Genomic DNA, 26,948 nt, shown 5'->3' on the forward strand with positions numbered 1-26,948 from the left:
GGCAGCACGGCACCGCCTTGCCCTGCCAGCCGCTCACGGACAAGAAGTACGTGACGTCATCCCACAGCAGCTCACACGCCCCGCCATGCTCCGCCCTTCCTTGACGAACCGTATGGGGGCACCACCCGCCACTCCGCCTCGATCGACGAGCTCATCGCCGTTCCCCTAACGCGTGTCTGAAACGTTTGGAGGCACCTCTACGCAAGAGCGACTCAATTGGGTTGGCGTCTTGTGCCTCATCGAGAAAGAAATCGCAGGTGACCTTCGGCAGGCAGGGGTCGTGCTCGAACCCTACGACGCCCTCGTGCAGATGTTGCAGGTGCTCATGCGTCCATGTGTTCGCCGTCCATCCCTGGGCATGATCAGCGGCCAGCGTGGAGGTGTGCGGCCCATAGAGACGGCAACCCTGGGTGTTGGTCGCGGATGGCGCGTACGGCGTGGTGGAGGGCGTGGACGGCGCGGTCGGTAGCAAGCGAGTCTTCGGCGGTGTTCAGGGCGGTGTAGAAGGTGTCGGCGATGGTGACGGCGATAGCGCTGTCGATCTCCCAGAGGGTGGCGATGACGTGGGGGTACCCGGCGAGCTGGAACGCTGAGGAGAGGTGGATCGCCTCATCGATCAACTGGCTGGTGCCGATGAAGGCGGTGCGGCAGGCCGAAAGGTAGGCCAGTCGCGCCTGGCCGAGATTTACGCCAGCGAGACTGGCGACAGTGAGTGGATCACTCCTGTGGTCGTGGAGCAGCAGAAGGCTCTTGGAGGGGTCGGTTGGGTGAGTGTCGCCGTGGCAGGCGAAGTGGGCGACCGGGTAGTCGGGCAGCAGGGCGAGGACGTTGGCCCGGGTCGGGGTGTGTTCTGCTGCGGTGACATCATCGCCCTCAAGGGGGTCAGGTTCGGTGAGCACCATGGACTGGGGGAGGCGCGTGCGGAGCATGGCGACCTCTGCTGGAACGTAACGCAACCGTCCGTTGACTTCGGGGGTGGTGGGCATCGCGACGATCAGCGCCCGGTCCGCTGCGGCGGTCGACTCCTGGGTGTGTTGACGAGCATGGCGCAGGGCTCGGATGGTTGGGGTGTAGGAGGAGATAACCCGGTCCATCACGGTGCGTCGACCCGGTTTGCCGGGCGCGTCGGTGTGATAGCCGGCGGCGTGGAAGGGCAGTTGCCCGAGCAGTCCCCCAGGGACCCACCACACCCGGGGCCACTCCGTGCTCGGCACACGCTGGGAGTGATGACCAAGGGCGGATAGGACGGGTTCGGCTGCAGAGTCCCACAGCCATTCCAGGACCCCGCGCAACTTGGCCTGGGCGCCGCGCCGATCCGCTGAAGTCACGTCCCGGTCGGTCGTGATTGGCAGGGCCTGCTGGAAGGCGTTGATCTGATCGACCACGGTGTCGTAGGTGAGCGCGGGCAGTTCCAGGGATGCGATGCCGTTCTGGGTGAGCAGCAGGACGTCACTGCGATAGGGGCTGACGTTGAACACCGCCACTGGGCCGTATGCGGCCTGGGCGAGCAGTTCGTCGACAGTCGGGGGAAGGGCGAAGGATCTGAAGCCTTCAAGGGCGCGGATCTTGATCAACGTCCGGGCGAGTTCCTCGGCCACTCGGCGACGATCCCGGGCGGTGCGGTCGGACCAGTCCTTGTCATCGCTGGTCAGCAAGGGATCGGCGGTGTCCATTGGCCGGTCGAGCAAGTCGCGCAGCTCGGCGAACCGTACGGCCAGACCCGGGTGGTGCTCTGTGAGGTCGGTGAGGTCGCTGCGAATCTCCAGTGCTTGGCTGAGCAGCACGGCTCGACCGGCTTCCAGCAGCTGCAGGGCCCGAGTCGCCCTCTCGTTGGGGGGTGCCTCGGCGTCTGCGAGGCTGAAGGCAGCGGCCTCGCCGGCCAGGCCGGCGAACCCGCCGAGCGCATGCTGCCGGTCGCTGCGTTCGAGTTGGCGTGGGGTTACTTCGGGCAGCAGCCGAACCGCGCCTTCCAACAGACTGGCGGCCCGGCCTGGCTGAGATGGTGCGACCAACGATGCTGCCACGTAGGCCGCCCTGATACGGGTGGACGGTGCGGCCGAACCGACCTGCGTCGCTTGCACATACACGGACACTGCCGTATCCAGGTCCGCATCCTGGCCGGTGTATTCAGACCGGGCCCGCAACGCGTTCCCGACGTTGACTAGATGCGATGCTCGGTTGGGATTGTTGGGAGCGGTGGCATCCACCGCGGCTTGGCCAACCTCGATCGCAGCACCCAGGTCGGCCTGCTCACCGGTACATTCGAACCGCAACAACAGCGCGTTCCCCAAGTTGGATAGATACCCGGCCCGGTTGGGATTGTTGGGGTCGGTGGCATCCACCGCGGCTTGGCCAACCTCGATCGCAGCACCCAGGTCGGCCTGCTCACCGGTACATTCGAACCGGAACAACAGCGCGTTCCCCAAGTTGGAAAGGTATATGGCACGGTTGGGGTGGTTGGGGTCGGTGGCATCCACCGCGGTCTCGAAAATGGGAATCGCCGCGTCCAGGTCGGCCTGCCCACCGGTACGTTCAAACCGAGCCTGCAGCGCGTTCCCCAGGTTGGACAGATACATCGCCCGCTCGGGATGGTTGGGGGCGGTGGCATCCACCGCGGCTTGACCAACCTCGATCGCAGCACCCAGGTCCTCCTGCCCACCGGTACGTTCGGATCGAGCCTGCAGCGCGTTCCCCAGGTTGGACAGATACTTTGCTCGGTTGGGATTGTTAGGAGCGGTGGCATCCACCGCGGCTTGGCCAACCTCGATCGCAGCATCCAAGTCCTCCTGCCGACCCGTGCGGCCAAACCGGAGCCTTAGCGTGTTCCCCAGGTTGGACAGACACACGGCTTTGGCTGGGTGGTTGGGGGCGGTGGCATCCACCGCGGCTTGGCCAACCTCGATCGCAGCATCCAAGTCCTCCTGCCCACCAGTACGACCAAACCGGGTCTGTCGGGCGATCCCGAGGTTGGACAGATACATCGCCCGCTCGGGATGGTTGGGGGCGGTGGCATCCACCGCGGCTTGGCCAACCTCGATCGCAGCATCCAGGTGCTCCTGCCGACCGGTATGTTCGAATTGGACCCTCAGCGCGTTCCCCAGGTTGGACAAGCACGCGGCACGGTGGGGGTGGTTGGGGGCGGTGGCGTCCACCGCGGTCTCGAAGATGGCGATCGCGGCGTCCAGGTCGGCCTGCCCACCGGTACATTCGGACCGGATCTGTAACGCGTTCCCCAGGTTGGACAGATACATCGCCCGCTCGGGATGATGGGGGGCGGTGGCGTCTCGCGCGGCTTGGCCGACCTCGATCGCGGCATCCAAGTCCGCCTGCCGACCACTAAGACCAAACCGGACCCTCAACGCGTTCCCCAGGTTGGACAGATACCCGGCCCGGTTCGGGTGGTTGGGGGGCGTGGCGTCCCGAGCGGCCTCGAAGATGGCGATCGCGGCGTCCAGGTCGGCCTGCCCACCGGTACATTCGGACCGGATCTGTAACGCGTTCCCCAGGTTGGACAAATACATCGCCCGCTCGGGATGGTTGGGGGCGGTGGCGTCCACCGCGGCTTGGCCGACCTCGACCGCGGCATCCAAGTCCTCCTGCCGACCCTTACATCCAAACCGGACCCTCAACGCGTTCCCCAGGTTGGACAGATACATCGCCCGGCTGGGGTGGTTAGTGGGGATGGCTTCCAACGCGGCTTGACCGACCTCGACCGCGGCATCCAAGTCCTCCTGCCCACCGGTACGACCGAACCGGGTCTGTAGCGCGCTCCCGAGGTTGCATAAGCACGCGGCTCTGTCAGGATGGTTGGCGGGGATGGCGTCCAGCGCGGCTTGTTCGACCTCGATCGCGGCATCCAAGTCCTCCTGCTCACCCATACGTTCGAACCGGCCCCTCAGCGCGATCCCGAGGTTGCACAAGCACGCGGCTCTGTCGGAATGGTCGGTCGGGACGGCGGCCAGAAGGTGTCGCCACAGGTCGACATTGGCCGATATCAACTCTTGATCCGCGGAATCGAGAGCTTGCTGGAGCAGGTTGACGGCGGCGGGGAACGACTGTTCGGCGAGGATGGGCCGCAGCGGTTCAGGCATGTCTTCGACCCTGGCGAGGAAGCATGGGGTGAACATGTCGACCGCGGCGACCAGGTCGTGACTATCTTGGCCTTCAGGAAGTGCCTGGAAGCGATACCAGTGCAGCCAGCCGAGCACATAGCGGGCTTGAAGATCACCGTCGTTCTCACGAAGGATCTCAGTGAGCCGGTGCAGTTCTGCGACTGCTCCTGGCTCGAGTACCGGTGAGAGTTCTTGCACGGCACTGACCCGTTCCAGCCGAGCTTGGACCGCAGCTAGGCGATTTTCCCGTTCCCCCATGGGAACCTCCCATTGGCTGTTCACTTACGGTAAGGCTAGCCCCGGATTCGTTAGAGAGGTGGCGTGTTGGGCCGATACAGTCGCTATGCCTGCTCTTGCCAGGGCAGGTAGCGGAGGCCCGCGTTCGGGACCGACCCGAGCGGCGGACGCGTCCACTGCGGGAGCGGGAGAATTCGGGGGTTGACGACGTGAACGATGCCGAGAAGCAAGTCGCTGACGGGCTGGCATATGTGTGCGGACATCTGGACCAACTCCGGGCCGATCTACAGAGGTACGGGAACGACAGCCCTTCACCACTGGAAGCTTTACTGGAGGCGGTCACCGCCGGCCAGGACCTCGTCGGCCCGCTCGACGCCCTGCATGCCGCCGTACTGGCCAGCGGTGACGCGCTGGGCGTGTACGGGCACGAAGCGAGGGGCCTGAGACCCCCAGGGATCGATGAAAGCCCATTGGAACTCATCTATCTGTGCCCGACAGGCCGGTGTTCCGGCCGTTGCTGGGCCCAGCCAGCCACCGTCCCACTGCGGTGTCACATCAGCGGGGGGCTTGATCTGCTCCGGAAACGGCTCTGACCTTGAGCGTCCTGCTGGGCGAACTCAGTAAGAAAATTGCCGAACGGTGGCTGTCATTGCTCGTGCTACCTGGCGCCCTCTACCTCGCGGTGGCCACCACCGCTCGCATCTTGGGCCACGCGCACTCTCTCGATCCTGCCCACCTCACTGGGCAGGTCACCGCTTGGGCCAAGGCACCCACCGCGACCACCGCAGGTGGGCAGGTCGTGCTGCTGGCTGCTGTCCTGGCCGGTGCGGCCGCCGTCGGCCTGGCCGCTCAAGGCCTCGGCTCATTGGTCGAACGGGTCACCCTGGCTGCCGGGTGGCGCGCCTGGCCGTCCCCTTTCCGCCAGATCGCCGACCGCCGGGTCACCAGACGAAAGGACCGCTGGGGTGCCCAACACGACGCCTATCACCAGCAGCTCGAACTGGCCCGCGCGGCCCTCGTCAACGGCATCCGCCTGGACCCCAGGGAACGGCACGCCGCTTACCGAGCCAGGGCCCGCATAGCTGCCGAACTGCCCGACCGGCCCACCTGGACCGGCGACCGCGTCCACGCCGCCGTGGTCCGCCTGGACCGGGACTACAACCTGGATATCGCCACTGTCTGGCCACATTTGTGGCTTCACCTGCCCGAGTCCGTGCGCGCCGAGATCACTACCGCCCGCCAAGGGCTCTCCCGCGCCACCACCTTGGGCGGCTGGGCACTCTTGTACGCGCCGCTGACCGCTTGGTGGTGGCCCGCTGCTCCCCTTACTGCGGTCATTGCCGTCACCGCCTGGCAGCGCACCCGCACCGCCACCGACACCCATGCCCTGCTCGTGGAAGCCACCGCCCGCCAATACGCCGGCGACCTGGCCCGCCATCTGGGTATCGATCACCTAGGCCCGCTGACACCCCACATCGGCGACGCCCTCACCCGCCTCCTCTTCACCCAGCCCCCACCACCTCTGGTACGCCCCTGAACAACTCTCCGAAGCGCCCCTCTGAGCGATAGGGGTTTGCGTAGGTCCAATCGTCGAGCAGGGTGCGGTTGAGGCGTTCGCCCTTGACGTCGGCCTGGGGCCGGTAGAGCCAGCTTCGCTTGTGGGTGATCCCGGCCGCCGTGAGCGTTTCGTGCCAGAGGCGGGACCGTAGCAGGAGCCGCTGTCTGTGATCACCCGTTTGATCATCTTGGTCTTGGTGTTGACGCCCTCGGTGGGGCGCGAGCCGGGGCGGCGGTCAGGTCCATAGCCCGGGTTCCGGCCGGAGAACTCGACGGCGCCGCAACGGCCGCAGACGCTCTCGGAGATTTCGAGGCCACTGGGCGGCAGGCCGATGGCGAACGCCGCGACGGCGTGCCCCGCCTCGTGGTGGCAGTCGCCTCGGCAGCCTGGGCCGCGCTGAGGCCCGAACGGCCTTGACACAGCAGGGGACTTCCGGCTTGGGATGACTGCTATACCCGGCGTAGAGGCGGCCACCGGTCGATCTCTATGTACTGCGCCCCCGCCGGGCACAGGACGCCAGAGGGAGGCTGTGGCAGAGGCGGCAGGATTCCGAACCTGCGACGTGCGGGCCGCTGCTCTGGCCGGGCTGAGCTACTCGCCTTTGGTGCAGCGAGCTTGTCATGGCCGGCGAGGGGGCGCCACGGGATTTCGTGACTACGCAACTGACGCCGACGCGGCGTCGGGCACCACGGAGTCCTCCGTCCGCTTGCGTTCATCCACGACGCCACCCCGCTGGTGCGCGAGGTCAGCGTCCTTTGCGTAGCAGACCGGTGAGCGTCTGTCCCTCGGCGGGGGTCAGTGGTCCCACGGTTTCCGGACCGCTGACGCCGAGGGCAACGGCCAGGGCGCGGCCGTGCAGGTCCAGTGCGGCTTCGGACATCGTGCTCACCTCCGCGATGGCAGCACGCGCACGTGCCCACCCCGTCACGCCGATACCGATACCGGCCACTGCTGCGGGCCACCACAGTGCCCCCAGCACCAGGTAGGGCCACGCCCAGGTGCCGGTGGCGACAGCGGCGGCGAACCCCGCGTGAGCGGCCGTGATGTCCGCGCGCGTGGTCTCGGGCAGCACCAGCCACAGCCGGGGCCAGGCGAAGGTCAGATCCAGTCCGTATCGGTCCTGTGCGATCTGTTCGACGGAGTGGATGCGATCACCCATCCATGTGGGCCGGCCGGGCTTGGCCAGGGCGAAGCCGTTGATGCGGGCAGCCGCGAGGTCGATCTGGTCCTGCTGATCAAGGGTTCGGGACTCGGCGGAGGTGGCGTTCTCCAGCTCCCGTCGCCGCGCCACGCGCGCGTCCCAGCGGGTGCGCCGACTCCGTACCCGCGTTGCGCGTACCCGTGTCAACGGCCGGGGCCATTGGCCGAGCCACATCAGCCGGGTGGGCCCGGCCAAGGCCTGCACCGTCAGGCCGATGCCGGTGGTCGCCAGGAGTGCTCCGGCAAGCAGGAGCACCTGGGCTCCGGTGGATTGGCGGCCGATGGTGGCTGCGGTGTCCGACACGGTGGTGTCCAGCTGTGAGCGATCTAGCGCGCGCCGGTGTCCGAGCCGTGTGCCCAGCCACGTGGCGGCCGCGAACAGTGCTCCGGGCAGCAGAAGGAGGCTGACCCACTTCTCCGCCAGCTTCTTGGCCAGTTGTTCGAAGAACCTGCCCATGGATCTACGCCCGCTTCATCGATTCACCGGTGAGCTGGCAACGGGGCACCGGCCCTGCCGGATACGTGGTGCCCACCCGGTCGCATGCCCCGTCGGGGCAGCCAAACCGTTCCTCATCAGCCCGTCCCGGGCCGACCCCCGGCAGTCCGCCGCCCAGTGTCCGTAGCGGGTCGGCACGGCTGGTGCCCAGCAACTCAAGCAGTAGTGCCAGCACCGGCCGCCGGGCTCTGGCCTCGGCTTCGATCCGGGACAGCAAGCGCTGTTGGTGCTCAGGCAGTTGGGCACATTCGGTCCGCAGCTCCGTCAACTCGGCACACAAAGCGGTCAACGCGCGCCGTTCCTCAAGATCCACCTAATTCCCCCTGTTTTCGGCACAGCAATGGAGGCATGCTAGCGGTGGGTATTCGCCTATCAACAGATAGTGTCAGCGGTTCATGTCCGCCGACGGGGCCCGAGCTGGTGCGCGGAGTTGCAGGGGGCGAGCGGCATGACGTTCGATGAACTGCTGGGCAGGGCGGCCCGGTACGCCCTGGGAAAGCTGGGCTCCCTCAGGGACAGTGGACTCGACGAAGCGGCCCTGGCGTTATGGCGTCTGCAGCCACAGGCCCACGCCCCCAAGCGGATTCCCAAACGGTGGCGCTATCTCATCGGGCCGGAGGCGAAGTACGAGGACCAGGCCGCGGTTGGCGACATGTTGTTCAAACGCGCCCAGGTCGGTACCGATCCGGTCCTTCTCGAGGTGTGCATCAGCCTCCTGACCGAGGCCCAGGCGGCTGCCCCTGACGACCACCCCAACCGGGGCGTGTACCTGGCCTGCTTGGGAAGCGCGTACGAGCTCAGGTTCCAGCGGGCTGGGGCACCGAGCGATCTCAACAGTGCGGTCGAGTTAGGCGAGAAGGGTGTAGCGGCGGTTCCGGAGGACCATGTCGACCGGGTGTTCGCGCTGTCCAATCTCGCCGTCAGCTACAAGTCGAGGTTTGAGCACGGCGGAAGTGCGACCGATCTGAAGCGGGCGATCGAGCTAGGCGAGCGAGCGGTCACGTACAACGTCAGGGACCAGGCGCTGGAACTCTCGAACCTTTCCACCTCCTACTCGCGCCGATTCGATCGTGACGGGGAACCCGGCGACTTGGAGCGCGCTATCGAGCTCGGCGAGCAGGCTGTTGCGGGCACCCCCGATGATCACCCCGCGCGGTCCCTGTCATTGGGAAACCTGCAGATCGCTTACCGGTCGAGGTTTGAGCGTGATGGTGTGTCGAGCGACCTGGAGCGGGCGATCGAGCTCGGCGAACAGGCTCTTGCGGCTGGGCTGGGTCACGACGCCGACGGGGCCGGGGAGTTGTCCAACCTCGGGGAAGCCTACCGATTGAGGTTTGAGCGTGATGGTGTGTCGAGCGACCTGGAGCGGGCGATCGAGCTCGGCGAGCGAGCTATTGCGGCCATCCCTGGCCGCCGGCCCAGCCGGGTCAAGTACCTCTCCAACCTAGCGATCACCTACCGGTCGGGTTTCGAGCGGGGTGAGGGGTCGCGGTATCTGGAGCGGGCGATCGAACTCGGTCAGCAAGCCGTGGACGCAACGCCCGACGATCACGTCAACCGAGCGTTGCACCTGTCCAACCTCGCGGTCCTGCATCGGTCGGGGTTCGAGCGCAATGAGGGATCGTGGCACCTGGAGCAGGCGATCAAACTCGGTCAGCAAGCCGTGGACGCAACGCCCGACGATCACGTCAACCGAGCGATGTATCTGTCCAACCTCGCAACTTTCCACTTCCTTCGTCTCAATGCCGACGTGCAGGGAACCGGGGACACGGCGCTACGTGACCTGGCCGGGCAGGTTTCCCGAGCGGCAGCCGCGCCCCCGGCCCACCGGGTCCATGCTGGGCACGCGGCCGGTTCGCTCGCTCAGGCGATGAACGATCACCCCTTGTCGCAAGACCTGCTGGACGACGCCGTGACGTTGTTGCCCTCGGTCGTGCCCCGCGAGGCTGGCTGGGCCGATCAGGAGCACCGCCTCAAGCAGCACTTCGGCCTGGTCAGTGAGGCGATCGCAGCCCATTGCGCCAATGGGGATCTCCCGGGCGCGGTGGAGATCGCCGAATTGGGCAGGGGCATCCTCCTCGCTGCCCACCTCGACTCCCGTACCGACCTCACCGAGCTCGAAGAAACACAGCCCGGCCTTGCCCAGAGGTTCCGGCAGAACCGGAATCGGCTCAACGCCACCACAGCCACACAAGAACGCATGCCGGTCGAGAACGCCGAGTGGGTCGCGGACCGCAAGCAGTTGTGGGCCGAACACGACGCCTTGCTCACCGAAATCCGACAGCACCGGGGATTTAACCGCTTCCACCTAACACCAAAGCTGGCCGATCTCCGGCCGGCGGCGGCAGACGGCGCGGTGGTGCTCGTGAACGCCGGCTACCACAGGAGCGACGCGATCATCATCACCCCCGACGCGGCGCCCGTGCCAGTGCCCCTGCACCGCCTCAAACTCGCCGACTGCACAGCTCACACCGAGAAGCTCCTCGAGGCCACCCACACCAGCGGCCTTGCCGCAGCACTCCGCAAGCAGCACGTGATCCCCGAAATCCTCGACTGGCTCTGGACATCGACCGTCGAACCCGTACTGGACGCCCTGCCGTCCTCAATCGGCACCGTCGAATCGAAACCACGCGTGTGGTGGCTGCCCACCGGACTGCTGGGAATGTTCCCCCTCCACGCCGCCGGCCGCCCGGGACGATCAGGCGCGCTCGACCACCTCGTGTCCTCCTACGCCCCGACGCTGCGCACGCTCGCCCATAGCCGCTCCCGGCCCACCGCGACAACACGTCGGCAACTCACCGTCGCGATCGAACACACCCCCGGCTGGCCCGATCTGCCCCACACCGTGACCGAGGCAGCTTCCCTGCACACACACCACCCGACGACGCTGCCCCTCATCGGTGTCGACGCCACCCACGACGACGTGCTGACCGCCTTGCGCGACGCCACCTGGGCACACTTCGCCTGCCACGCAAGCACCGACCTCGCCGCACCCTCCCGCGGAGGGCTCCGGCTGTCCGACGGCACCCTCTCCATACCGGACGTCAGCCGCCTGCACCTCACCGCCGCCGAACTGGCCTATCTGTCCGCTTGCTCCACCGCCGACCGCGGCGTACACCATGCCGACGAGGTGATCCATCTGGCCTCGGCCTTCCACCTGGCCGGATTCCGCCACGTCATCGCCAGCCTCTGGCCCCTCGACGACTCCCTAGCGGCCGGCGCCGCCCACGCCTTCTACGGCCACTTGCCCGACACACCCGCCGCCGACCGCGCCGCCATCGCTCTCCATCACGCCACCCAGGAGCTCCGCGAGGCCAACCCCGACCGGCCTGACCTGTGGGCGTCGCTAGTTCACAGCGGTCCCTAAGGGGGTGCAGATATTTAACTCGTGCCTTCCTGTTCAGTGGTTCGTTGGCCTGGCACGAGCGGGTTGGAAGGGCAACGGGCCGTGCTGGCAGCCAAGTTCGGGGCGATTCTGCCGCACCTCGACGAACGGCAGCGTCGTCTGTTGATAGGGGCGGAGGCCCAGTCCCTCGGCCACGGCGGGATCAGAGCGGTCGCCCGTGCCCAGCCACGAGGACTCTATTGCCCTGCGTGATCTGCTCCTCGACCCCGCCTGCATCGCCGTCAAGATCGCCACACTGCTGCGCTCCTGGCCCACGGCCACGTGAGCAAGCACCAGATCGGCGCGCCGGGCGGTCGCGGCAGGGGCCGTTGCTGTAGGCCGTGTCGGCCGCGAGGCTGTCGGGATTCTTGCGGGGCGCCCTGCCCGGACTTCTGGACGCGGACCTTCTCAAGCACCGGTTTGAACTGGGTGCAGTCGGCCCGCTGACCTGGTGTGACGATCAGGGAAAGCGGTCGGCAGCGGCCGTCGGCTCTCAGGTGGAACTTGGTGGTGAACCCGCCGCGCGAGCGGCCCAGACCTCACCTCCCGCACCACCTCCGCTAGCCGGGCGTGCAGGCGCTGCCACGGTGCGACGACGGCCTGCTCGTCGCCCCCGCGGCCTTGGCCGTCGGCCAGGGCAACGGCGTATGCGACGACGGCCTGCTTGAGTGCTTGCAGCTTCTCGGGGGTGATCACCCGCATCCCGGATACGGCGATCGCACGCTCGTCGAGGTCGCGGCTGGGGTGAACCATGACCGGCACCGGGGTCACACCTGGATGTTGCTCGGTGTCCCAGCGGACGTCGCCACCGAGCTGGTCGAGGTCCATTTTGACGATGGTGTCGGTGGTGTAACCGGTCTTCAGTTCAGTGACGGCGTGCCGGTCGGCGGACAGTGCCCACAGATTGTCGCGTCCGGTGCCGTACAGCTTTCTCGGGGCGGCTGCTGGTGAGGCCCAGGTGCTGCCCGAGCCGCTTCCAGCAGGGGCTTCGGCGTCATCGGTGCGCGCGTCGTCCCACACAATCGCCTCGAGCAGCGTCTTCACCCCCAGCACCAACGACATTCCGTCCTGATACGCGCCGGCCAGGAACTCGGCTACGGCGCGGGCCTGGACAGCTGCCGCCTTGATCTTCGCGGGTCGGAGCGTCAGCCACCGCGCCAGTCCCCGACCCTACTGAGTTGCGCCTCCAGAGAGGTGAGGGCATGAGGAGCCCGATCACCCCGCGAGCAGTGGCCAGGTACGTCAGCGAAAAAGGCCTCGTGCGATGGCGATGGCGCAGGTGGCGAGGTTGTATCCCTGCTCCTTGATCGCCTTCGTTCCGAAGAGTCCAGGCTCCGGCGGGTCGATCGACGGCGCTGGCGTAGGGGGTGCCGACGGTATGTATGGGTTGGACGGCGGGTCGATCGACGGGGCTGGCGGCGGCGGTGCTGCGGGGTTGGACGGGTTCGGCGGCGGGGATACCGACGGCGCTGGCGGAGGCGGTGCCGCGTTTCCCATGTTCGCCCCTTCGTGAACGAGTATCTGAGCCCCAACGCGCAATGGCTGCAGATAGTTTGAGCCCGGCTGTGCTCACACCTGGCCCCTATTACTGGAGGTGTGCTCCAACCCAGATGCCCCTAAACCACTAATTGCCTAGTACAACTCCGGAATTGGCGGCAATGCGGCTTCTGCTGTGGGTGAGGCGAGAGGGAAGGCTCCGGAAGGATGGTGGTGTCCGAGCCGCCGCCCACGCTGTGGGCTGATCGGAGCAGTGCCACCAACCTGCTCTGCTCTGCCGCGAGTTCGGTGGCTGCGGCCGGGGACCACCGCCATGGGGTGTCGGTGTTCGGCGTCGGGAGCGAGCGGGAGCGCTTTGGCAGCGCGGTGGAGTTCGGCGGGGCTGGCTGGCCGGATCAGGGTGATCTCGATGGCGTGGAAGGGCACGTCACGCCTCCGCGTCGTCGCGTGAGGCTGCGGGTGGCTGCGGGCTGGGGCGGCCTGTTCTCCTGCCGTGGCGCCGCACTCTGGCAGGGAGGCGGTCGTGGATGTGCTGGTGATGACGGAGCGGGTCGAATGGCAGCAGCTGACCAAGCGAGCGCTGGAGTCCGCGCTGGAGGGCGAGATCACCGACCATATCGGCTACGAGAAGCACGATCCGGCCGGGAAGAACAACGGCAACAGCCGCAACGGCACTCGTGCGAAGACCCTGACCGACGTCGGCCGGGTCGAGGTCAGGGTGCCCCGGGACACCGCCGGCAGCTTCGAGCCGCAGATCGTCAAGAAGCGGCAGCGCCTGTCCGGCGTGGACGAGATGGTGCTCTCCCTGTCCGCGAAAGGCCTCACCCACGGGGAGATCTCCGCGCACCTGGCCGAGGTCTACGGGGCGGAGGTGTCCAAGCAGACCATCTCCACGATCAACGACACGGTGATGGAGGGAATGGCCGAATGGCAGAACCGGCCGCTCGACCGTGTCTATCCGGTTCTGTTCGTGGCCGCCATCAACGTCAAGATCAGGGACGGGCAGGTCGCGAACCGGCCGGTCTACGTCGTGATGGCCGTGACCACCGAAGGCACCCGGGACATCTTGGGGATCTGGGCCGGCGACGGCGGTGAGGGCGCGAAGTACTGGCTGCACGTGTTCACCGAGCTGAAGAACCGCGGCCTGGACGATGTGCGCATGCTCGTCTGCGATGGCCTCAAGGGCCTGCCCGAGGCGGTGGAGACCGTCTGGCCTGATTGTCCAGACCTGGCGTGGTTCACCTCCTGCGCAACAGCTTCCGTTACGCGGCCCGCCAGGACTGGGACAAGGTCACCAAAGCCCTCAAGCCCGTCTACACCGCACCCAGCGAAGACGCGGCGACGGAGCGGTTCGGGGAGTTCCAGGAAGCCTGGGGCCGGAAGTATCCGGCGATCACCAAACTGTGGGAGAACGCCTGGGCCGAGTTCGTGCCCTTCCTCTCCTTGGACGTCGAGATCCGGAAGGTCATCTGCTCGACGAACGCGATTGAGTCCGTGAACGCCCGCATACGCAAGGCCGTCCGGGCCCCGCGGGCACTTCCCCAACGAGGCCGCCGCCCTCAAGTGCGTCTATATGGCACTGATGAGCCTCGACCCAACCGGCAAGGGTCGCAAGCGATGGACCATGCGCTGGAAGGCGCCCCTCAACGCATTCCAGATCGCCTTCGAGGGTCGGCTCACCCCGGCCAACAACTTAACCTCAATAACCAAGATCAGCCGTTAAATTGACACACCCCATTCCGCGATCAGGGATACGGACACACACTCGTCCCACTATTCTGAGCAATTGCTAAGATATTGCTCATTCGGAATGAGAATTGCTCACTCATTCTGAGACGCTACAAACCGCCTGTAGGTTCTATTCTCCCCTGGCCACGATCGACAGCCTGACCTGCGAGTTCTTAGTCGACTCACTTGGAGGCCAGCCTTGACCCGTCTCACGATCTTGGCCAGTTCCTCGGAGTGCGGAGCGAGCGTCAGATCACGACGGCGATCTGCTCCGCAGCGTTGGGGTGGGGGTGCGTCGCGGTACCTGTCCCGTCTGCGGGCACCGGTCAGCGACGGGCGGTAAGTGATGCCCCAAGTTGCCGGCGTGCCTTCTCGGAGTCAGCATCGATCGTGACGCTGTCCAGAAGTCCTACGTCGAGCCGTTGGCAGCTTCGGTTAACCAGAGTCATCAGTGAGCCGATGTGCCCGGTTGTGCGGACGTAGAGGTAGTTCGACCGGTTGATCCATCGAATCGACGGGGGGTGGTGCGGCGAGCTATGCATCAGACTCTCCGGCCTGTCCGCTTTGCTGTTCGAGCGTCGCCTGGTCGTGGTCGACGCTAGGCGTAGCGTTCACTATCTCCGCGACCTGGCTCACGAATTTCGACTTGCCGCTCACCACGGGATCGCGCAGCCATCGCTGGCCCATGTCGAGGAGCGCGGTGTGGTCGTCACCCCCGTGACCGACGAGATAGGACCACAAAACCGGCCACGAGGGGTGGTCGTCCGCCTCCCGGCACCATTCCAGACCCAGCGCCATGAGCAAATCACGCTGCCAGGCCGCGAGCGGCGCCTCCCATAGACGTGACCAAGCGGTAGGCCACAGCCAGTCCCCCGTGTGCGCCTCCAGCCATCGCAGCCCGAGGGACCAAATTCTGTCGTCCAGATTGGCGGGATGCCTTGTCAGCAGCTCACCCCAGACCAGGATCCACGTGGCCGTGTCGGGCGACTGCGAGAGCATCTGCACGACAACATCAGCAACTCGCGGCCTTGCCTGCATGCTCTTGCCAAGACGGTTCGCGATTCCGAAAGATCGCCCCAATGACACATTGGCGCACAGCGCAGCCTGGATCAAATCTTCGTTCTCCGGGTCCTCGGTGTGGGACCGCAGCCACATATACCACCAGCTTCGGCACTTTCCATTCCTTCTCAGCCAGTCCAGGATGCTCGACTTCATCTGCTCATCAGCCAGCAGCGAAGCACGCATCCCGTCCTCGAAGAGAACCTTCCAGATGTGTCCCACTGGGCGGTCGCATTCGGTGGCCCGCAGCCACTGGGAAAGGCGCTGGACAACCGTGTCGTCGGGGAGGGACAGGGCGAGCAGTGTGAAGACGGCCGGCCAGTCGTCAGAATCAAAATTCTGGGAGATCCAGCGCTCGCCCATGGAGCGGGCGTCTTCAGCTTCATCGTCGCAGGCCGGAAGGTAGTCAAAATAAACCTGGCGCCAACCGGGGGGCTGCGTGGCAGGGTCGGAAAGCCACGCGTGAGCCTGCCTCAGGAGTTCCGTCCTGGCCGTGCCAACGGCCTGGCGGGTCGCCGCCCTCCATACGTACGACCAGCGCGGATTCTCGCAGTTACCGGCCAGCCACTCAACGGCATCCTGTAGGAACTCCGCCCGTCGTTCCCCCTCGGCCCGGTAGAGGCAAGCGGTGAACAGGTCTGGCCAGGCCCGCTCAGAGTCGGGTTGGGACAGCAGCCAAGCGCGTGCCTTGTCAAGTGCTTCGGACAGCCGGGACGCATCGCAGATCCGAACGTAATGGACCATGATGCCTGCCCAGGGTTCTCCCTCCCTGTGCGAGCCGAACCAACGATCCGCCACCTCCACGAGCTGGGCTGCGGGGGTGTCGTGATGTACAGCCATCGTCTGCCAGACCCTCGTCCAACCCTTGTTCCGCGTCTGCTGGCGCAGCCACGAGAGCGTGCTCTCCTGCGTCGTATCCAGCGCCTGCACCTGATGCGGCATCGCACACCAGATGAATGCCCACGCACTATTGGCCGGATTTGCCGTGAGCCATGCGAGGGCTGCCGCCTGAGCGTCCGTCGATTCGTCAGCAGGAGTCGAGGCAAGATACATGTGCAGCGCGTCCCCAATCTTGGGGTTCATCTGGGAGGACGGCAGGATCTTGGCCAGGACAGCGCCTGCGTCGGGCTCCATGGCCCACTCTGACACCCAGGAACGAGCGGCGTCGTGCACCAGCGCGGACCATTCTCCACGCTTGATCGCGAGCGCACCGAGGGCCGGTCCGACGTGCCGCCGCACCTTGAAACGCACCACCCAGTCGCGGACGGCGCCGCCGTCGGCAGGCCGGACTTTGAGATACGCTGCCGCGACCCGGCCGACAGCTTGAGTGACGTGGCCGGACGCCAGGACGTCTCGGGCTGTCGCTGCGAGATCCTCGTCCTCGGGATACATCTCCATAGCGCGCCACAGGACGGTGAGTCGGCCCTCATCTGTGGGGGCGGCGCCCACCCCCGCTCGGATCACGGGACACACCTGCGGCACCGGGCGCGCCGCAATCAGCTCGCTGCACAGAGCAGCCCAACGACGCCAATGAAGCTCCCGGCCGAGAAAGCCGAGAACGGCGGCCCTCGCTTTTTCGACGCGCATCAGGGACCGGACCAGAGACTCGACATCGACTGTCGTCCGGTCCGCCGACTCGACACGACTCAACGCCTCACGGAGCGGGCTCCACCCCCGCACGCACTCCGCGCTGGCACTCTCGGCCTCCACCCATGCCGCCAGCGACTGCATGCCGAGCTCTTTATAGCGCTCGGTCAGGACTTTGGACACCCGGGCGATGACGTCGGGGAATTCCTCTGTGTCGAGGCGCCACAAAGCGGCGTTCCTGTCTGGCGAGCTGGCCATCTCCGGCTCCTCCAGGTATTTGTCCCCGTGAAGGTACAGGGAGACCAGAGCTCTCAACAGGGGAGCATGAATGTTTCCGTTCCGGTCGGCGACGACTGCGTCGAGAAAAGCAGCGCGCAAATGTCCTGCACGCTGCTTTGTTTCCTCCGATGAAAACCAGGTCTCGAAAAGAAGATTGGCCAGGTGAGGGTGTGTAAGCCAATAGTCACGCCGACCGGGGCCTGGACCGAAGTGCAGGTCGTCCTCAAATCTCCTGAACGTGTCCCGAGCAACGTCGGTCAGCCCCGCCAGCCCGGCGGTCGGATACCCGAGGTAGAGGCGGTTAAGGGCGATGATCCGGTACACGACTTCCTTCAGAGACACGGCGTCGTCTATGGAAGAACCGAGTTCGAGCCGCTTCTGGAACTTGCGGGCGAAGTCCTTGAGTCCCTCCCCGTGCCACCACTCGAAGAAGATTTGAACCGGCAGGACGTTTAGCTCGGTTGAGGTCTCCGCCTGTCGACCGGTCCGCTGGGCGAACCACTGTGCGAGGCGGGAGATTTCATCGGCGCCGGGCAGATTCATCCGGTGGGAACGTGCCTCCACCTGCGAGCCGTAGTCGTTGATGAACTTGTCCATGTGCTCGGACGGCGCGCAGCACACGAAGACCGGGAGCCGTTCCAACTGCCCCTGCTGGCGGAATCTCTCAAGGGCCGCAAATGCCTTGCCCCATGACTCCGAGGCATCTCCGTGGGAGGGAAGGTACGGATCGTCGATGCCGATCACGATCCGTCTGCCGGCCGTCTTCTCGGCGGCGAATGCGGTGGCGTCCGGGAGCGGTTGAAGGTTCCCACCCAGCCAGAGAACGCTAGACTGCGGATCCTCGTTGAGTCGGGCGAGCAACTGCAGCAACAGAATGCTCTTTCCTGCCCCCGAGGCACCAGTGATCCAGAAGACAGGGATGCCAGCCTTACGCCGGGCGGAAGGATTGGCGAGTCCCTTCAACCACTTCGTCAGGTCGGCCTCGATGGCGTCGACCACTCTTCGGTTCGGCGCGAAGTAGCCGCTGCGCAGGTGGTACATCTTGGGCTGGTCCCCCACCAGAAACCCCTCGGCCTCGTGGGTGACCGTGTCCGGTTCGCGATCCTCAGGCGTCATGACGGTCACCCCCGGCAGTTGCTCCGCCGCCTGAGCGGCGATTTCCGCTTCCTCGGGGGAGATCAGATCATCGACCGAGTCATCCGGCTCCGCCAGAAGCCTGGCGAACAGCGGGTAGCCGTCGTTGCAGTCCCGCAGGAGCTCCACCAATTGGCGCAGTCTCCCGGCGGAGGCAGCCCGAGCCAGCACCTCCGGCCACAGGGTGGCCATGGCGACGTCCCATCGGAATTCTGCCGGCAGCAGGCCGATGGCCTGAACGAGTCCCTCGACCGGCTGGGAACGCGGATACAGCATGATGATCGTTCGGAGCAGTTCCTCCGCGTCTGGGTGCTGATCGGGAAGAAAGACCCGCTGGCTAAGGATGCCCATGTCGGCCTCACAGCACCCCGGCGGCCCTCAGGCCATTCACCACACGCTGGATACGGATGCCCTGGTTGCGGTACTCCACCGAGGCGCCAGTCCCGGTCTCTACCCAGCGGTGGTGAAGCGCGACGAGCCGCCACTGCTCATCGAACACCGGCGACCCCGACGAACCCGCTTCAGTGTCAGTCCAATACTGGACGACATTGTCGTCTGCGTGGCGAACGATGTTGTGATGCATCCCAATCTTCTTCGCTCCACCGCGGGGGTGCTGAATGATGTACACCCGGTCGCCGATCGCGACCTGGCCCGGGTCGGTCAAAGGGATCATCGGAGTGCCCGGGGGCATCGGAGAGGCTACCCGGATCACCGCCCAGTCGTCGGCCTTGTCCCCGATGACAGTCTCCGGCTGGCATTGCACCACCTCGTGGGCAACGTGCCGCCCCGAGAAGTCCGTCTCGTACCCGAACCAGGCCTGGGCTTCTGAGGCGGGCGGGTCACCGACCGTATGGTCGAACAGGACATGATGGTTCGTCAACAGCAGGTCGTCGGCGATCCTGAAGGCTGTGCCGTAGTAGCTGCCGGATGCCATGCTGACCAGCAAGCGGGCCACGGCCGGCGCGAGGTCCACAGCCCGCCGCAGAAACGCGATGTCTAGCAACGACGGGACCGTAAAGATCTGCCTCTCAGCCTGGTCCGGCTCTGCGAAGTCCTTCCAGACCCCCGCAGGCGCAGGTGGCGCAGGCGCCTCCACCACTGGCGACGTCTGGAGGAGTTCCCGGATCCTGACGGCGACGGCGGCGTCGGCGCTTTCGGTGACCTGAGATAGGAGCAGCCGTAGTTTGTCCTGGTTGCGGGCCTTCTCTAGCAGGTCGTGCCAAACCAGGGACATGGGCCGGTCCCACGCCACACTGCCGGGTCCGATGCCCGCCTGCTGCGCCAGCGCGATCACCGGCTCTTCGCGGAAGTATGTGTCGGCGAGGCAGTCCCTCAGTTCCCGCGCCGCCGGCTCGCTCCAGTCGAACGGCAGGCTGTCAATAAAGTGCGGCATACCGACCCTCCACTCACCCCGAGGCGCTGGAGCAGGGCACCGACGGTCCGAGCATGACCGTGAGCCGTCCCTCGGTGCACAACTCCATCTTGCGGCTCCTGGACGCTGCGCGCGAAATCGGCACATCCCATGCGCATCGCGGAACAGCCCGGCGATCACCTCGAAGACGACCTTCTGATGCTGTACTCGCGTGCGGCCTCGGGGGGCACCGACCGCGGCGCCCTACCGACCATGACCATCCACCCGGCTGGCAGCGCGCTCGATGAACTTCCCGCAGGGCACGTCATCGCGAAGGAGGAGAGCATCGTAGTGCTGTCGAGCGCCGCCAAGCGTGTCCGGGATTTCAACCTCTAGGCGGCTCCGCGGACGGCGAAAGCGGTGATGTCAAGCGCGTCTGAGGCGCGCTGAGCACCAACGAGGTCGGGCCCCGTCTCCCCACGGGAGGCCGGGTCCGGTTCCGTAGGCCCTACTCAGAGACGCAGATCCGGTTGCCGCCGTCGGAGGCCGAAGAGAACCACAAAGGTTCCGGCGTTCGGCGAGCCGTCCCCCTTCACATCGGCGTTGCCTCCCAGGGAACCACATCCGAAATCATCCCATTCTGGATTCAGCACCACTTGCCGATGTCCAGCAGTGCTCACGTGAATCCCCAGTGGACAGCCTCCCTTGGAGTGCCGAGCCCTCCCCAGCCGGTATAGGCCCACCTCGCGCACCTTCCAGTACTGCGCGCCGGCAGGGTATCCCTCACTCAGCGAGCGCGGTGTCCTTGCCCAGGTCGTCCTCGGGGTTTTCGGCAGGGTTTTCCAGGATGCGCATCACGTAACCGGAGACGGCGATCCCCCACTCCCGGGCCGCCGTCGACCGCCGACTAAACACCTGAGCTAAACGAGTCCCGGGTCCCGCAACACCGGTACCCGGCCGCGAGCTGTCACGTCCCAGCATCCGGGCCCGTAAACCCTCGCACGTGACCAACTGCCCGTTGTGATCTCGCCACCACTGCGACGCAGACTCACTGAGACGGGCTCAAGGTCACACTCTGTCGCCCAGCAACGTGAGCGCCCGGAGCCAACAGGGGCGGCAGCGGTCTCTCAAGGTCACACGGAGGAGGCACCGTACCGGACGGAGACAGAGGTCAGTCGCTCAACATCCAGCAACTGTGCAGCACCGACTCCACCCGCAGCCGTGCGCCCTCCCGCGCGAGGGCCTGGAAGGCTTCCAAGCACGCGTATGCCCACCGGGCGTCTGCCTCAGACAACCCCGCGAGCTCGATGGCGGCCAGAACATCCCCTTCGTCGGCCCATTCGGTGCCGAACTCCCTGACGATAGCTCGGTATCCAGCTGCGACGAGAGGATCAGCAGTGAGACCGACGGCTTCTACCAGTCCGGCTGCAAACCGCTTCTGCTGAAGCTCCTCGCTGAGCCTTCGCAGCGCCTGATCCTGGTTCTGGCACTCGTCACGCAGCTCGACGGCCCGGTCCAGCAGCATGGGCCAACCTCCGGTGACATCGAGCAGCCGCGTCAACCGCTCCTCGGTGTCGAAGAGATCGCCACGCTGCGCCCACGACTTGAGGCCGCGCCGGTCGTAGCGGCGGAGGACAACTGCTGTGGAGGCGACAGTGTCAGGGTCCGACAGCAGCTCGCGCCAGAGGGCAAGCTGACCGGTGCCCGCCACAAGAACGACCGCCCTGGTGACTCCGGACCGGACGGGGAGGAGGGTCTGGGCGAGTTCAAGCGACTCCTGGCAAGTCTCTTCGTTGACCTCTCGAGCCGAGAGGTCACTGACGATGACTCGCCGTTCGCCGGGCCGCCCAGAGGTCAGCTCTTGGCGGAAGACGTTGATCCGCCCGATGGGAGGCATGCTCCAACCGGCCACCCGTCCTGTGACCGTCCGCAGAGTGTCGGCGACATCGCTGACGCCAGTGGCAGTCGTGCCGAGAATGATTCGGGTCTGATTGGTGTGATCGCCCAGCAGGTCATCCACCTGGGTCACGGTAAGCGGGGCAGACCGGCCGTCCGGGAGTTCAGGCCGACCCTCCAGTACAACGGTCTCCTCCAGACGGCATTCGGTCTCGGCGCTCAGCAGCTGAGCCTCTACTTCCTGGGCAGTGCCGATCATGCGCAGGGCATTAGGCCCGCGCAGATGCCAGCCCCGGCCATCATGGTTGGGAGCCAGCACGCCGAGCCCGACCATTTCCTGGAGATAGGCGCGGAAGCCCTCGCTGTCGAGCTGCTCGAAGCCGTCACGCCACCAACTGGCGCATTCATCACGCAATTCTACGTCGCTCAGCCTTGTCTCCAGTCCGTTGTCGCGTGCGTGCCGGGCGAGCACATTGGCGATGACGTTGTAACGGTCGTCGAGCGTGAGGGTGTCCTTGAACGCCGCGGTGATGTCTGCCCTCAGTGAGGGGTCGGACTCCACGGCCTCAACGTCGGCTGTCTCGATCGTGTAGGGAGGCTGACCCGCGTCCGCACGGATACGCCTGCGCTGCATCACCTCTACCAGCCGGCTACCGAACATTTGGAGCAAGAAGGGCTGGTACGAGCAGTAGCCCAGCACCCGGTTCACGAGATCAACGTCGGCGAACTCGAAGCCCAGTGCTCTCATAGGGAGGACTAGTAGATCGGCAGCGAACTGCGGGGCCAGCGGTCCAACCACGGTCGGAGTTTGCGCGAGATGACTAAACGGACCATTTCGGGCGAGTCGGGTGTAGCGCTGCACAGAGTGCAGTCCCGCGAAGACGACCTTCATCCGGTTTCGGGTTTCCACACAGAGGCCCTTGAGGCGCCGGGTCTGGGTGCAATGCGGGGCGTCCGCCTCGAAGAAGCGGTCGCACTCGTCCATGAGGATCAGCAGCCGGCGACGGGGATCGACGTTCAACCATTCCTTGATACCCGAGCGCACTCGGTCGTACGGGTCGGCTGCCTGCGCCTTACGTCGCTGTGGCGGAGAGAGCACTCCAAGGCTGGTCAGTTCCTGATCCAGCACACTCCAAATCGTCTCGGCCCCCAGCGCCGTGCCCTTGCCGATGTTGTGGTGGTCCAGGTTGAGATAGACCGGGTGGTGGTAGCCCGGCTGCTGCTCAGCGAAGCGGTCGCCAGCGTCATTGAGAAGAGCCGACTTTCCGAGGCCCCGGCCGCCGAAGATGATCTGTGTGCCATCGGGGTCGAGGATGCTCTTGCGCTCGGCATCGCGACCGTAGAACATCTCTCTGCCAATCCGGCCGCGCTTCTCCTTGATGTAGGGATTCACCCCCGAAAACGGCAGCAGTGTCTCGGTGGCCACGCTCACCTGGCGGTTTCCGCAGGCCGCCAGGTAGGCAAGGGCCGCGTCGTCCACGACTATCAGTGGTACCCGGCTGGCGGAGGCAGCGGCGAGTTCCGCCCGCATCTCACTTCCGAGTGTGCCGAAGTGGGCGACGAGCAGACTCTCGCCGCTGGGCTCCTTGGCGGCTCTGCTCAGCAGCAGCTGAGCCGAGGGGCGGCCCCAGACCATCAGGACACGCACCCTTCCGCCCTGTTCCAGGATCTTCGAGCCGAACGCTGGCGCCCAGGCTCTGCCGTTGATCCCGATGTCAGAGACGTCCGCGAAGCGGTACTCGTTGCTGCGCGGCAGGTCGTGCAGGGGTCGTGCTCGCCGGGCCTCGTACCCGAGCAGTGACAGGGCGGGCAGCAGCATGTCCCGCACGTTCACGTTCTGCCGTTCCTTGGAATCGGTGGCCGAGAGTTCCCGCCATCGGTCCAGTGCGCTCGCAGCCCTCGCGGCCTCGTCCGCCGACAGATGCGAGTAGTCGAGGGCGGGAAGGACCGGGTGCCGCTCACGCCCGCGAACGGCTTCGACCAGCCGGGCAGTGATGCCATCGGGCAGCTTATTTGGGATCGCTGGGAAGAAGTCCATGAGGTGCGACTCACCCGCCAGGATTTCCGGTACTGGCTCGCCGAGTTCAAGGAAGTAGACAAGGTCCGCCGCGGTGGCGAGTCCATCGGTGTCGAGGTGACGTAGTACCTGTGCCCGCTCGTCTGCGGTGACGTCAGGGAGTGCGTCCAGTCGAGCCCGAAGGCGACCGGCGGCCTCTTGCCGGTACTTGGGCAGGAGCTCTGCCACTCGGTCAAGGGTGCGTCGTACCGCGCTCAACTCGCGCAGGGCTCCGTCCTCGGCTGCCGGGTGGACATCTGCCAACAGTTCCTGGAGCTTGACGTCTTGGTCGTCGGAGAGCGCTCCGTCGGCCTGGGCTCGCCGGAGTTCGGCGACGAGTTCGACATGTCGTTCGCTCAGTTCGGTGTGGCGGAGCGTTGCCGCCTCTTCCAACCGTGCGCGCCGGGCAATATCGAACCGCAGCTCGGCGGCGCCAGGCAGCGCGCCTCGTTCTGCGAGGTCAAGGATGCGGTAGGCGGCGTTGAACCCGTCCTGTGAGGCCTGCAGTTCCAGTGCCTCGTCCCACGACCTTTCCACGGCTTTGAGCAGGTCCGAAACTGAAGGCAGCTCGCCGGGTGCGCGAGGGATCTTGAGCAGCTCCGCATCGATGATCTGACGAGCGTCGGGCTCCGGCTCGGCCGACTGGGCGGGAGCGCCATGCTCAAGCTCGTGGAAGAGCAGACTCAGGGATTCACGCGCGGCACAGGCTGTAGCGGCGGGCAGCATTTCGGGCCGGCTCATCGTCGGCTCGAGGTCCGCCAGGGCGCGCTCTTGGCGCCCGAGGACAGCCTGTCGCATTGACGAGATCTCCTGCACAGCCCAGTCGTTGTCGGCGGCGGTGCCGCGCCGCAAGGCTTCAGTGACGTCGAGCCATGCCTTCGCGCAATCCGCGGCGCGTTCGACGACATGTACTAGGTCTTGGCGGCCAGAGCCCTGGAGGGGCCGTCCGCCGGGGCCGCGTAGATCACGGTCCTGCCGATCGATCTCAGTGTGGATCTCGGAGAGGCGGGTCAGTCGCTCGATGGCCGCGCGGGCAGTCGTGTCCGCGTCCAGCTCGCCATTCACGATGCTGAGAAGCATCTCGCCAAGCATGCCGCCCGGGGCCAGCCACCGCTTGGCTATGTGGGTGGCGCGGTTGTACCGCAGGCGCTGGGGCTTGAGCAGTGCCTGGCAGTTCTCGGTGATCTGGCGCAGCCTGGTTTCGGCCTCGGACACATCTGCGATGACGGCCATCGGGGGCGCGATGAGCAGCGCGCCCCCCAAGGCCCGGTCCGCCACAGCGATTGCAATGGTGGCGAGCCCAGCCGGCAACCGCGGTGCCAGCGTCTTCAATTGGGCACCGGTCACGTGCTCGCCAGTCACTAGCGCGGCGCGGACCAGGGCGGGCAGCAACAGTAGTTCGGTCCCCTCGGTGTCCCGCGCACCAAGGGAGTCCCACCGCTGGAGCGCCTCGCTGACCGCCCGTGCACCACTGCCGGATCCGGAGCGCAGGATTGCTGCGGCCGCCGCCAGGCGCAGCGCGGCCGTCTCAGCCTCGGAGCGGTCCGCAGCTTGCGAGAGATGGGCAGCAAGTCCGAACCGCCTCTCAGTGACAAGCTGGGCGAGTGCGGTCTCAACGGCGGTCGACGGTGGGCATGCCTCCGTAATACCGGCGTTGCGACCAAGCGCTTCGACGGCATCCACCTTGCTGGGCTTGGGGCTCGACCGGCCACTGGAGGGGGCGGCTGGCTTGGGTATGACTACCGGGGCCTCGCCCGAGGGTGTGGCCTTAACTGTCGTATCGGCCGGGCTAGGAACCGTGTCGGCCTCACCAGCTCTTTTCGCCACGGTGGCTGTGGCTACCGGGCTCGTCTCGGACTTGCCAACCTGCTCTGGGGCGCTCACTAAACCCGCGGCACTCGCCAGCACGGTCTTCCCCGCCTGGGGGGATGCGCTCTTCTCTGGAGAGGCGAGCGCGGGCGCGGATGCCGCAGTCGAGTGGGTCCCCTCGGCGCCCAGTGAAGCGGGAGCGACGGAAGCCGCTTCGACTGCGGGCTTCTGCCGCACGTTGTTGCCGCTCGCCAACTCAGTACGCACAGGGAGAGAAAGTTCCGTGTACATGAGAGCGGCCATGACACAGTCGGGCAGAAGCTGCCCCACCCGCTGCTGCCGGGCCATGATCTTCGGCAGTGCGTCAGGCTGTACAGCGAGCTCGACGATTTCGACAAGCCCTGCAAGCGACTCAGCCTGATCGTGGGCAGGCTCGTCCCATCCAGGCATGCCCAACAACCGTCGGGCCCGGTCCTGTGCTGCTCCGAGCGCCGCGGCTGCCGAACCTCCCGCCTCGCAAGTCAAGGTGCGCAGGGCGCGGAGTTTCGCCCGCAGTGCAGACTCCCGGCCGAGCCTTGCGCGATGTGCTTCGACGGCCCGCGCCAAGTCGTCCAGCCGGACCGGGACCGATGCCATTCCGGCCTCGGCCAGAGCCTCCCTGGTTCGAGTGAACGCCGGAACGAGCGAGGACAGTTTCTGCAAATCCTCCTCGACAGGTGGACGGCCGTCGTCGAGGGCCTCGCCGATGCGCCGTACCGCGTGCCGGGCGGCCTGTACGGCCAATTCCAGCGCCCCATAGGCGTAGGCGACAACAGGGTCTTCCCCCGACCGAGTTGCGACAGCCGTCGAAGGCGCCTCCGCGACCTCGTCGATGGGAGCATCCGGTGCCGCAATGACGTTGGAGGACTCACCATCCGTCGCGTTGGCTGGCGCATCACCGAAACTTGAGCCTGCTTCCGCTTCGCTCCGGAAGAGCTCTGGGGTGTCCTCAACGACACGGGACGCTGCCTCACGCACCGCTTCGAGCTCTTCCACCCCGGCGCCCAGGCCGAGCCAGGCGTGATCGGCCGACCACAAGAACACCCTGGCCTCGGCAGCGCCTGCCTCACACCACGCGAAGACCGCAAGCCGGACGAGGACCTCGCCCCACCGGGCGACTGGGTCAGCTGCAGCGTCCTCGTCGCCATACGTCCGAGCGGCTTCGCCGACGTCGTCCATCACTCGCGGCGTAAGCCACTGGGCTGCGCACCTGCACGCTTGCTGCCGCGACTCGCGTCGCATACGAGCGAGTACGTCACGGCACAGGGATTTACTTGCCCGACGGGGTGCCGCCAGCTTGATGCCGAGCTTGCGCAGGAGACGCTGCCGGTCCTTCGAGGTGATGGAGTTGAAGGCGAGTTCCACCATGTCGGAGGTGAGTTCGTCCAGCGCGTCCGCGACCGGTGTGCCCGCAGCATTGAGAGCAGCGGCCAGCGACTCGAGATGCTGTGTGCTTGTTCCGGGCGGGGACAGCGGCGGCTCAGCCCTGACGAGGTACCGATCGTGCATGCATTACTCCACTTCT

Annotated in this window: 10 protein-coding genes and 3 pseudogenes; 5 read left to right on the forward strand and 8 right to left on the reverse strand. The window is 66.2% G+C overall.

Annotation, left to right across the window (positions count from 1 at the left end):
- Positions 1-362: 362 nt before the first annotated feature.
- Positions 363-4,394 (reverse strand): CHAT domain-containing protein, encoded by a 4,032-nt coding sequence (locus ACWDZ6_RS20305; RefSeq protein WP_451503959.1) that lies wholly within the window; start codon positions 4,392-4,394, stop codon positions 363-365.
- A gap of 604 nt (positions 4,395-4,998) precedes the next feature.
- Here ACWDZ6_RS20305 and ACWDZ6_RS20310 point away from each other — a divergent pair.
- Positions 4,999-5,886: a hypothetical protein gene (locus ACWDZ6_RS20310; RefSeq protein WP_451503960.1), complete on the forward strand. Its 888-nt coding sequence runs from the start codon at positions 4,999-5,001 to the stop codon at positions 5,884-5,886.
- Positions 5,887-5,908: 22 nt separating this feature from the next.
- On the opposite strand, the pseudogene ACWDZ6_RS20315 reads toward ACWDZ6_RS20310, so the two are convergent.
- Positions 5,909-6,090: pseudogene (locus tag ACWDZ6_RS20315) on the reverse strand (IS481 family transposase); the annotation flags it as partial.
- 562 nt (positions 6,091-6,652) lie between these two features.
- The gene (locus ACWDZ6_RS20320; RefSeq protein ID WP_451503961.1) at positions 6,653-7,564 is read right to left on the reverse strand and encodes a hypothetical protein; all 912 of its coding nucleotides are present in this window, start codon (positions 7,562-7,564) and stop codon (positions 6,653-6,655) included.
- Between the two features lie 487 nt (positions 7,565-8,051).
- Here ACWDZ6_RS20320 and ACWDZ6_RS20325 point away from each other — a divergent pair, with 487 nt between their 5' ends.
- Together ACWDZ6_RS20325 and ACWDZ6_RS20330 are read left to right on the forward strand one after the other, a co-directional pair.
- Positions 8,052-10,970: a CHAT domain-containing protein gene (locus tag ACWDZ6_RS20325; RefSeq protein WP_451503962.1), complete on the forward strand. Its 2,919-nt coding sequence runs from the start codon at positions 8,052-8,054 to the stop codon at positions 10,968-10,970.
- Positions 10,971-11,169: 199 nt separating this feature from the next.
- Positions 11,170-11,274: pseudogene (locus ACWDZ6_RS20330) on the forward strand (fic family toxin-antitoxin system, toxin component); the annotation flags it as partial.
- Between the two features lie 122 nt (positions 11,275-11,396).
- On the opposite strand, the gene ACWDZ6_RS20335 reads toward ACWDZ6_RS20330, so the two are convergent.
- The gene (locus tag ACWDZ6_RS20335; protein ID WP_451503963.1) at positions 11,397-12,050 is read right to left on the reverse strand and encodes a hypothetical protein; all 654 of its coding nucleotides are present in this window, start codon (positions 12,048-12,050) and stop codon (positions 11,397-11,399) included.
- Between the two features lie 898 nt (positions 12,051-12,948).
- Between ACWDZ6_RS20335 and ACWDZ6_RS20340 the strand changes: the two are divergent.
- A pseudogene (locus tag ACWDZ6_RS20340) lies at positions 12,949-14,208 on the forward strand (IS256 family transposase).
- A gap of 539 nt (positions 14,209-14,747) precedes the next feature.
- On the opposite strand, the gene ACWDZ6_RS20345 reads toward ACWDZ6_RS20340, so the two are convergent.
- Together ACWDZ6_RS20345 and ACWDZ6_RS20350 are read right to left on the reverse strand one after the other, a co-directional pair.
- A complete protein-coding gene (locus ACWDZ6_RS20345; RefSeq protein WP_451503964.1) occupies positions 14,748-18,623 on the reverse strand; it encodes a P-loop NTPase in 3,876 nt (1,291 codons plus the stop codon).
- Positions 18,624-18,630: 7 nt separating this feature from the next.
- A complete protein-coding gene (locus ACWDZ6_RS20350) occupies positions 18,631-19,665 on the reverse strand; it encodes a trypsin-like peptidase domain-containing protein (protein ID WP_451503965.1) in 1,035 nt (344 codons plus the stop codon).
- Between the two features lie 129 nt (positions 19,666-19,794).
- Between ACWDZ6_RS20350 and ACWDZ6_RS20355 the strand changes: the two genes are divergently transcribed.
- Entirely contained in the window at positions 19,795-20,019 is a 225-nt protein-coding gene (locus tag ACWDZ6_RS20355; RefSeq protein WP_451503966.1) for a hypothetical protein, read from the forward strand.
- Between the two features lie 387 nt (positions 20,020-20,406).
- Here ACWDZ6_RS20355 and ACWDZ6_RS20360 read toward each other — a convergent pair whose 3' ends face one another.
- Together ACWDZ6_RS20360 and ACWDZ6_RS20365 are read right to left on the reverse strand one after the other, a co-directional pair.
- Positions 20,407-20,538: a hypothetical protein gene (locus ACWDZ6_RS20360; RefSeq protein ID WP_451503967.1), complete on the reverse strand. Its 132-nt coding sequence runs from the start codon at positions 20,536-20,538 to the stop codon at positions 20,407-20,409.
- Positions 20,539-20,794: 256 nt separating this feature from the next.
- A complete protein-coding gene (locus ACWDZ6_RS20365; protein WP_451503968.1) occupies positions 20,795-26,932 on the reverse strand; it encodes a hypothetical protein in 6,138 nt (2,045 codons plus the stop codon).
- Positions 26,933-26,948 lie beyond the last annotated feature (16 nt).

This window comes from Streptomyces sp. NPDC002926, from assembly GCF_053591755.1.

Bases quoted from the DNA above. Each gene is read 5' to 3' on its own strand.
- ACWDZ6_RS20320 (WP_451503961.1), bottom strand. From the start codon at position 7,564: ATGGGCAGGTTCTTCGAACAACTGGCCAAGAAGCTGGCGGAGAAGTGG.
- ACWDZ6_RS20325 (WP_451503962.1), top strand. From the start codon at position 8,052: ATGACGTTCGATGAACTGCTGGGCAGGGCGGCCCGGTACGCCCTGGGA.
- ACWDZ6_RS20335 (WP_451503963.1), bottom strand. From the start codon at position 12,050: ATGTCGTTGGTGCTGGGGGTGAAGACGCTGCTCGAGGCGATTGTGTGG.
- ACWDZ6_RS20345 (WP_451503964.1), bottom strand. From the start codon at position 18,623: ATGGGCATCCTTAGCCAGCGGGTCTTTCTTCCCGATCAGCACCCAGAC.
- ACWDZ6_RS20350 (WP_451503965.1), bottom strand. From the start codon at position 19,665: ATGCCGCACTTTATTGACAGCCTGCCGTTCGACTGGAGCGAGCCGGCG.
- ACWDZ6_RS20355 (WP_451503966.1), top strand. From the start codon at position 19,795: ATGCGCATCGCGGAACAGCCCGGCGATCACCTCGAAGACGACCTTCTG.
- ACWDZ6_RS20365 (WP_451503968.1), bottom strand. From the start codon at position 26,932: ATGCACGATCGGTACCTCGTCAGGGCTGAGCCGCCGCTGTCCCCGCCC.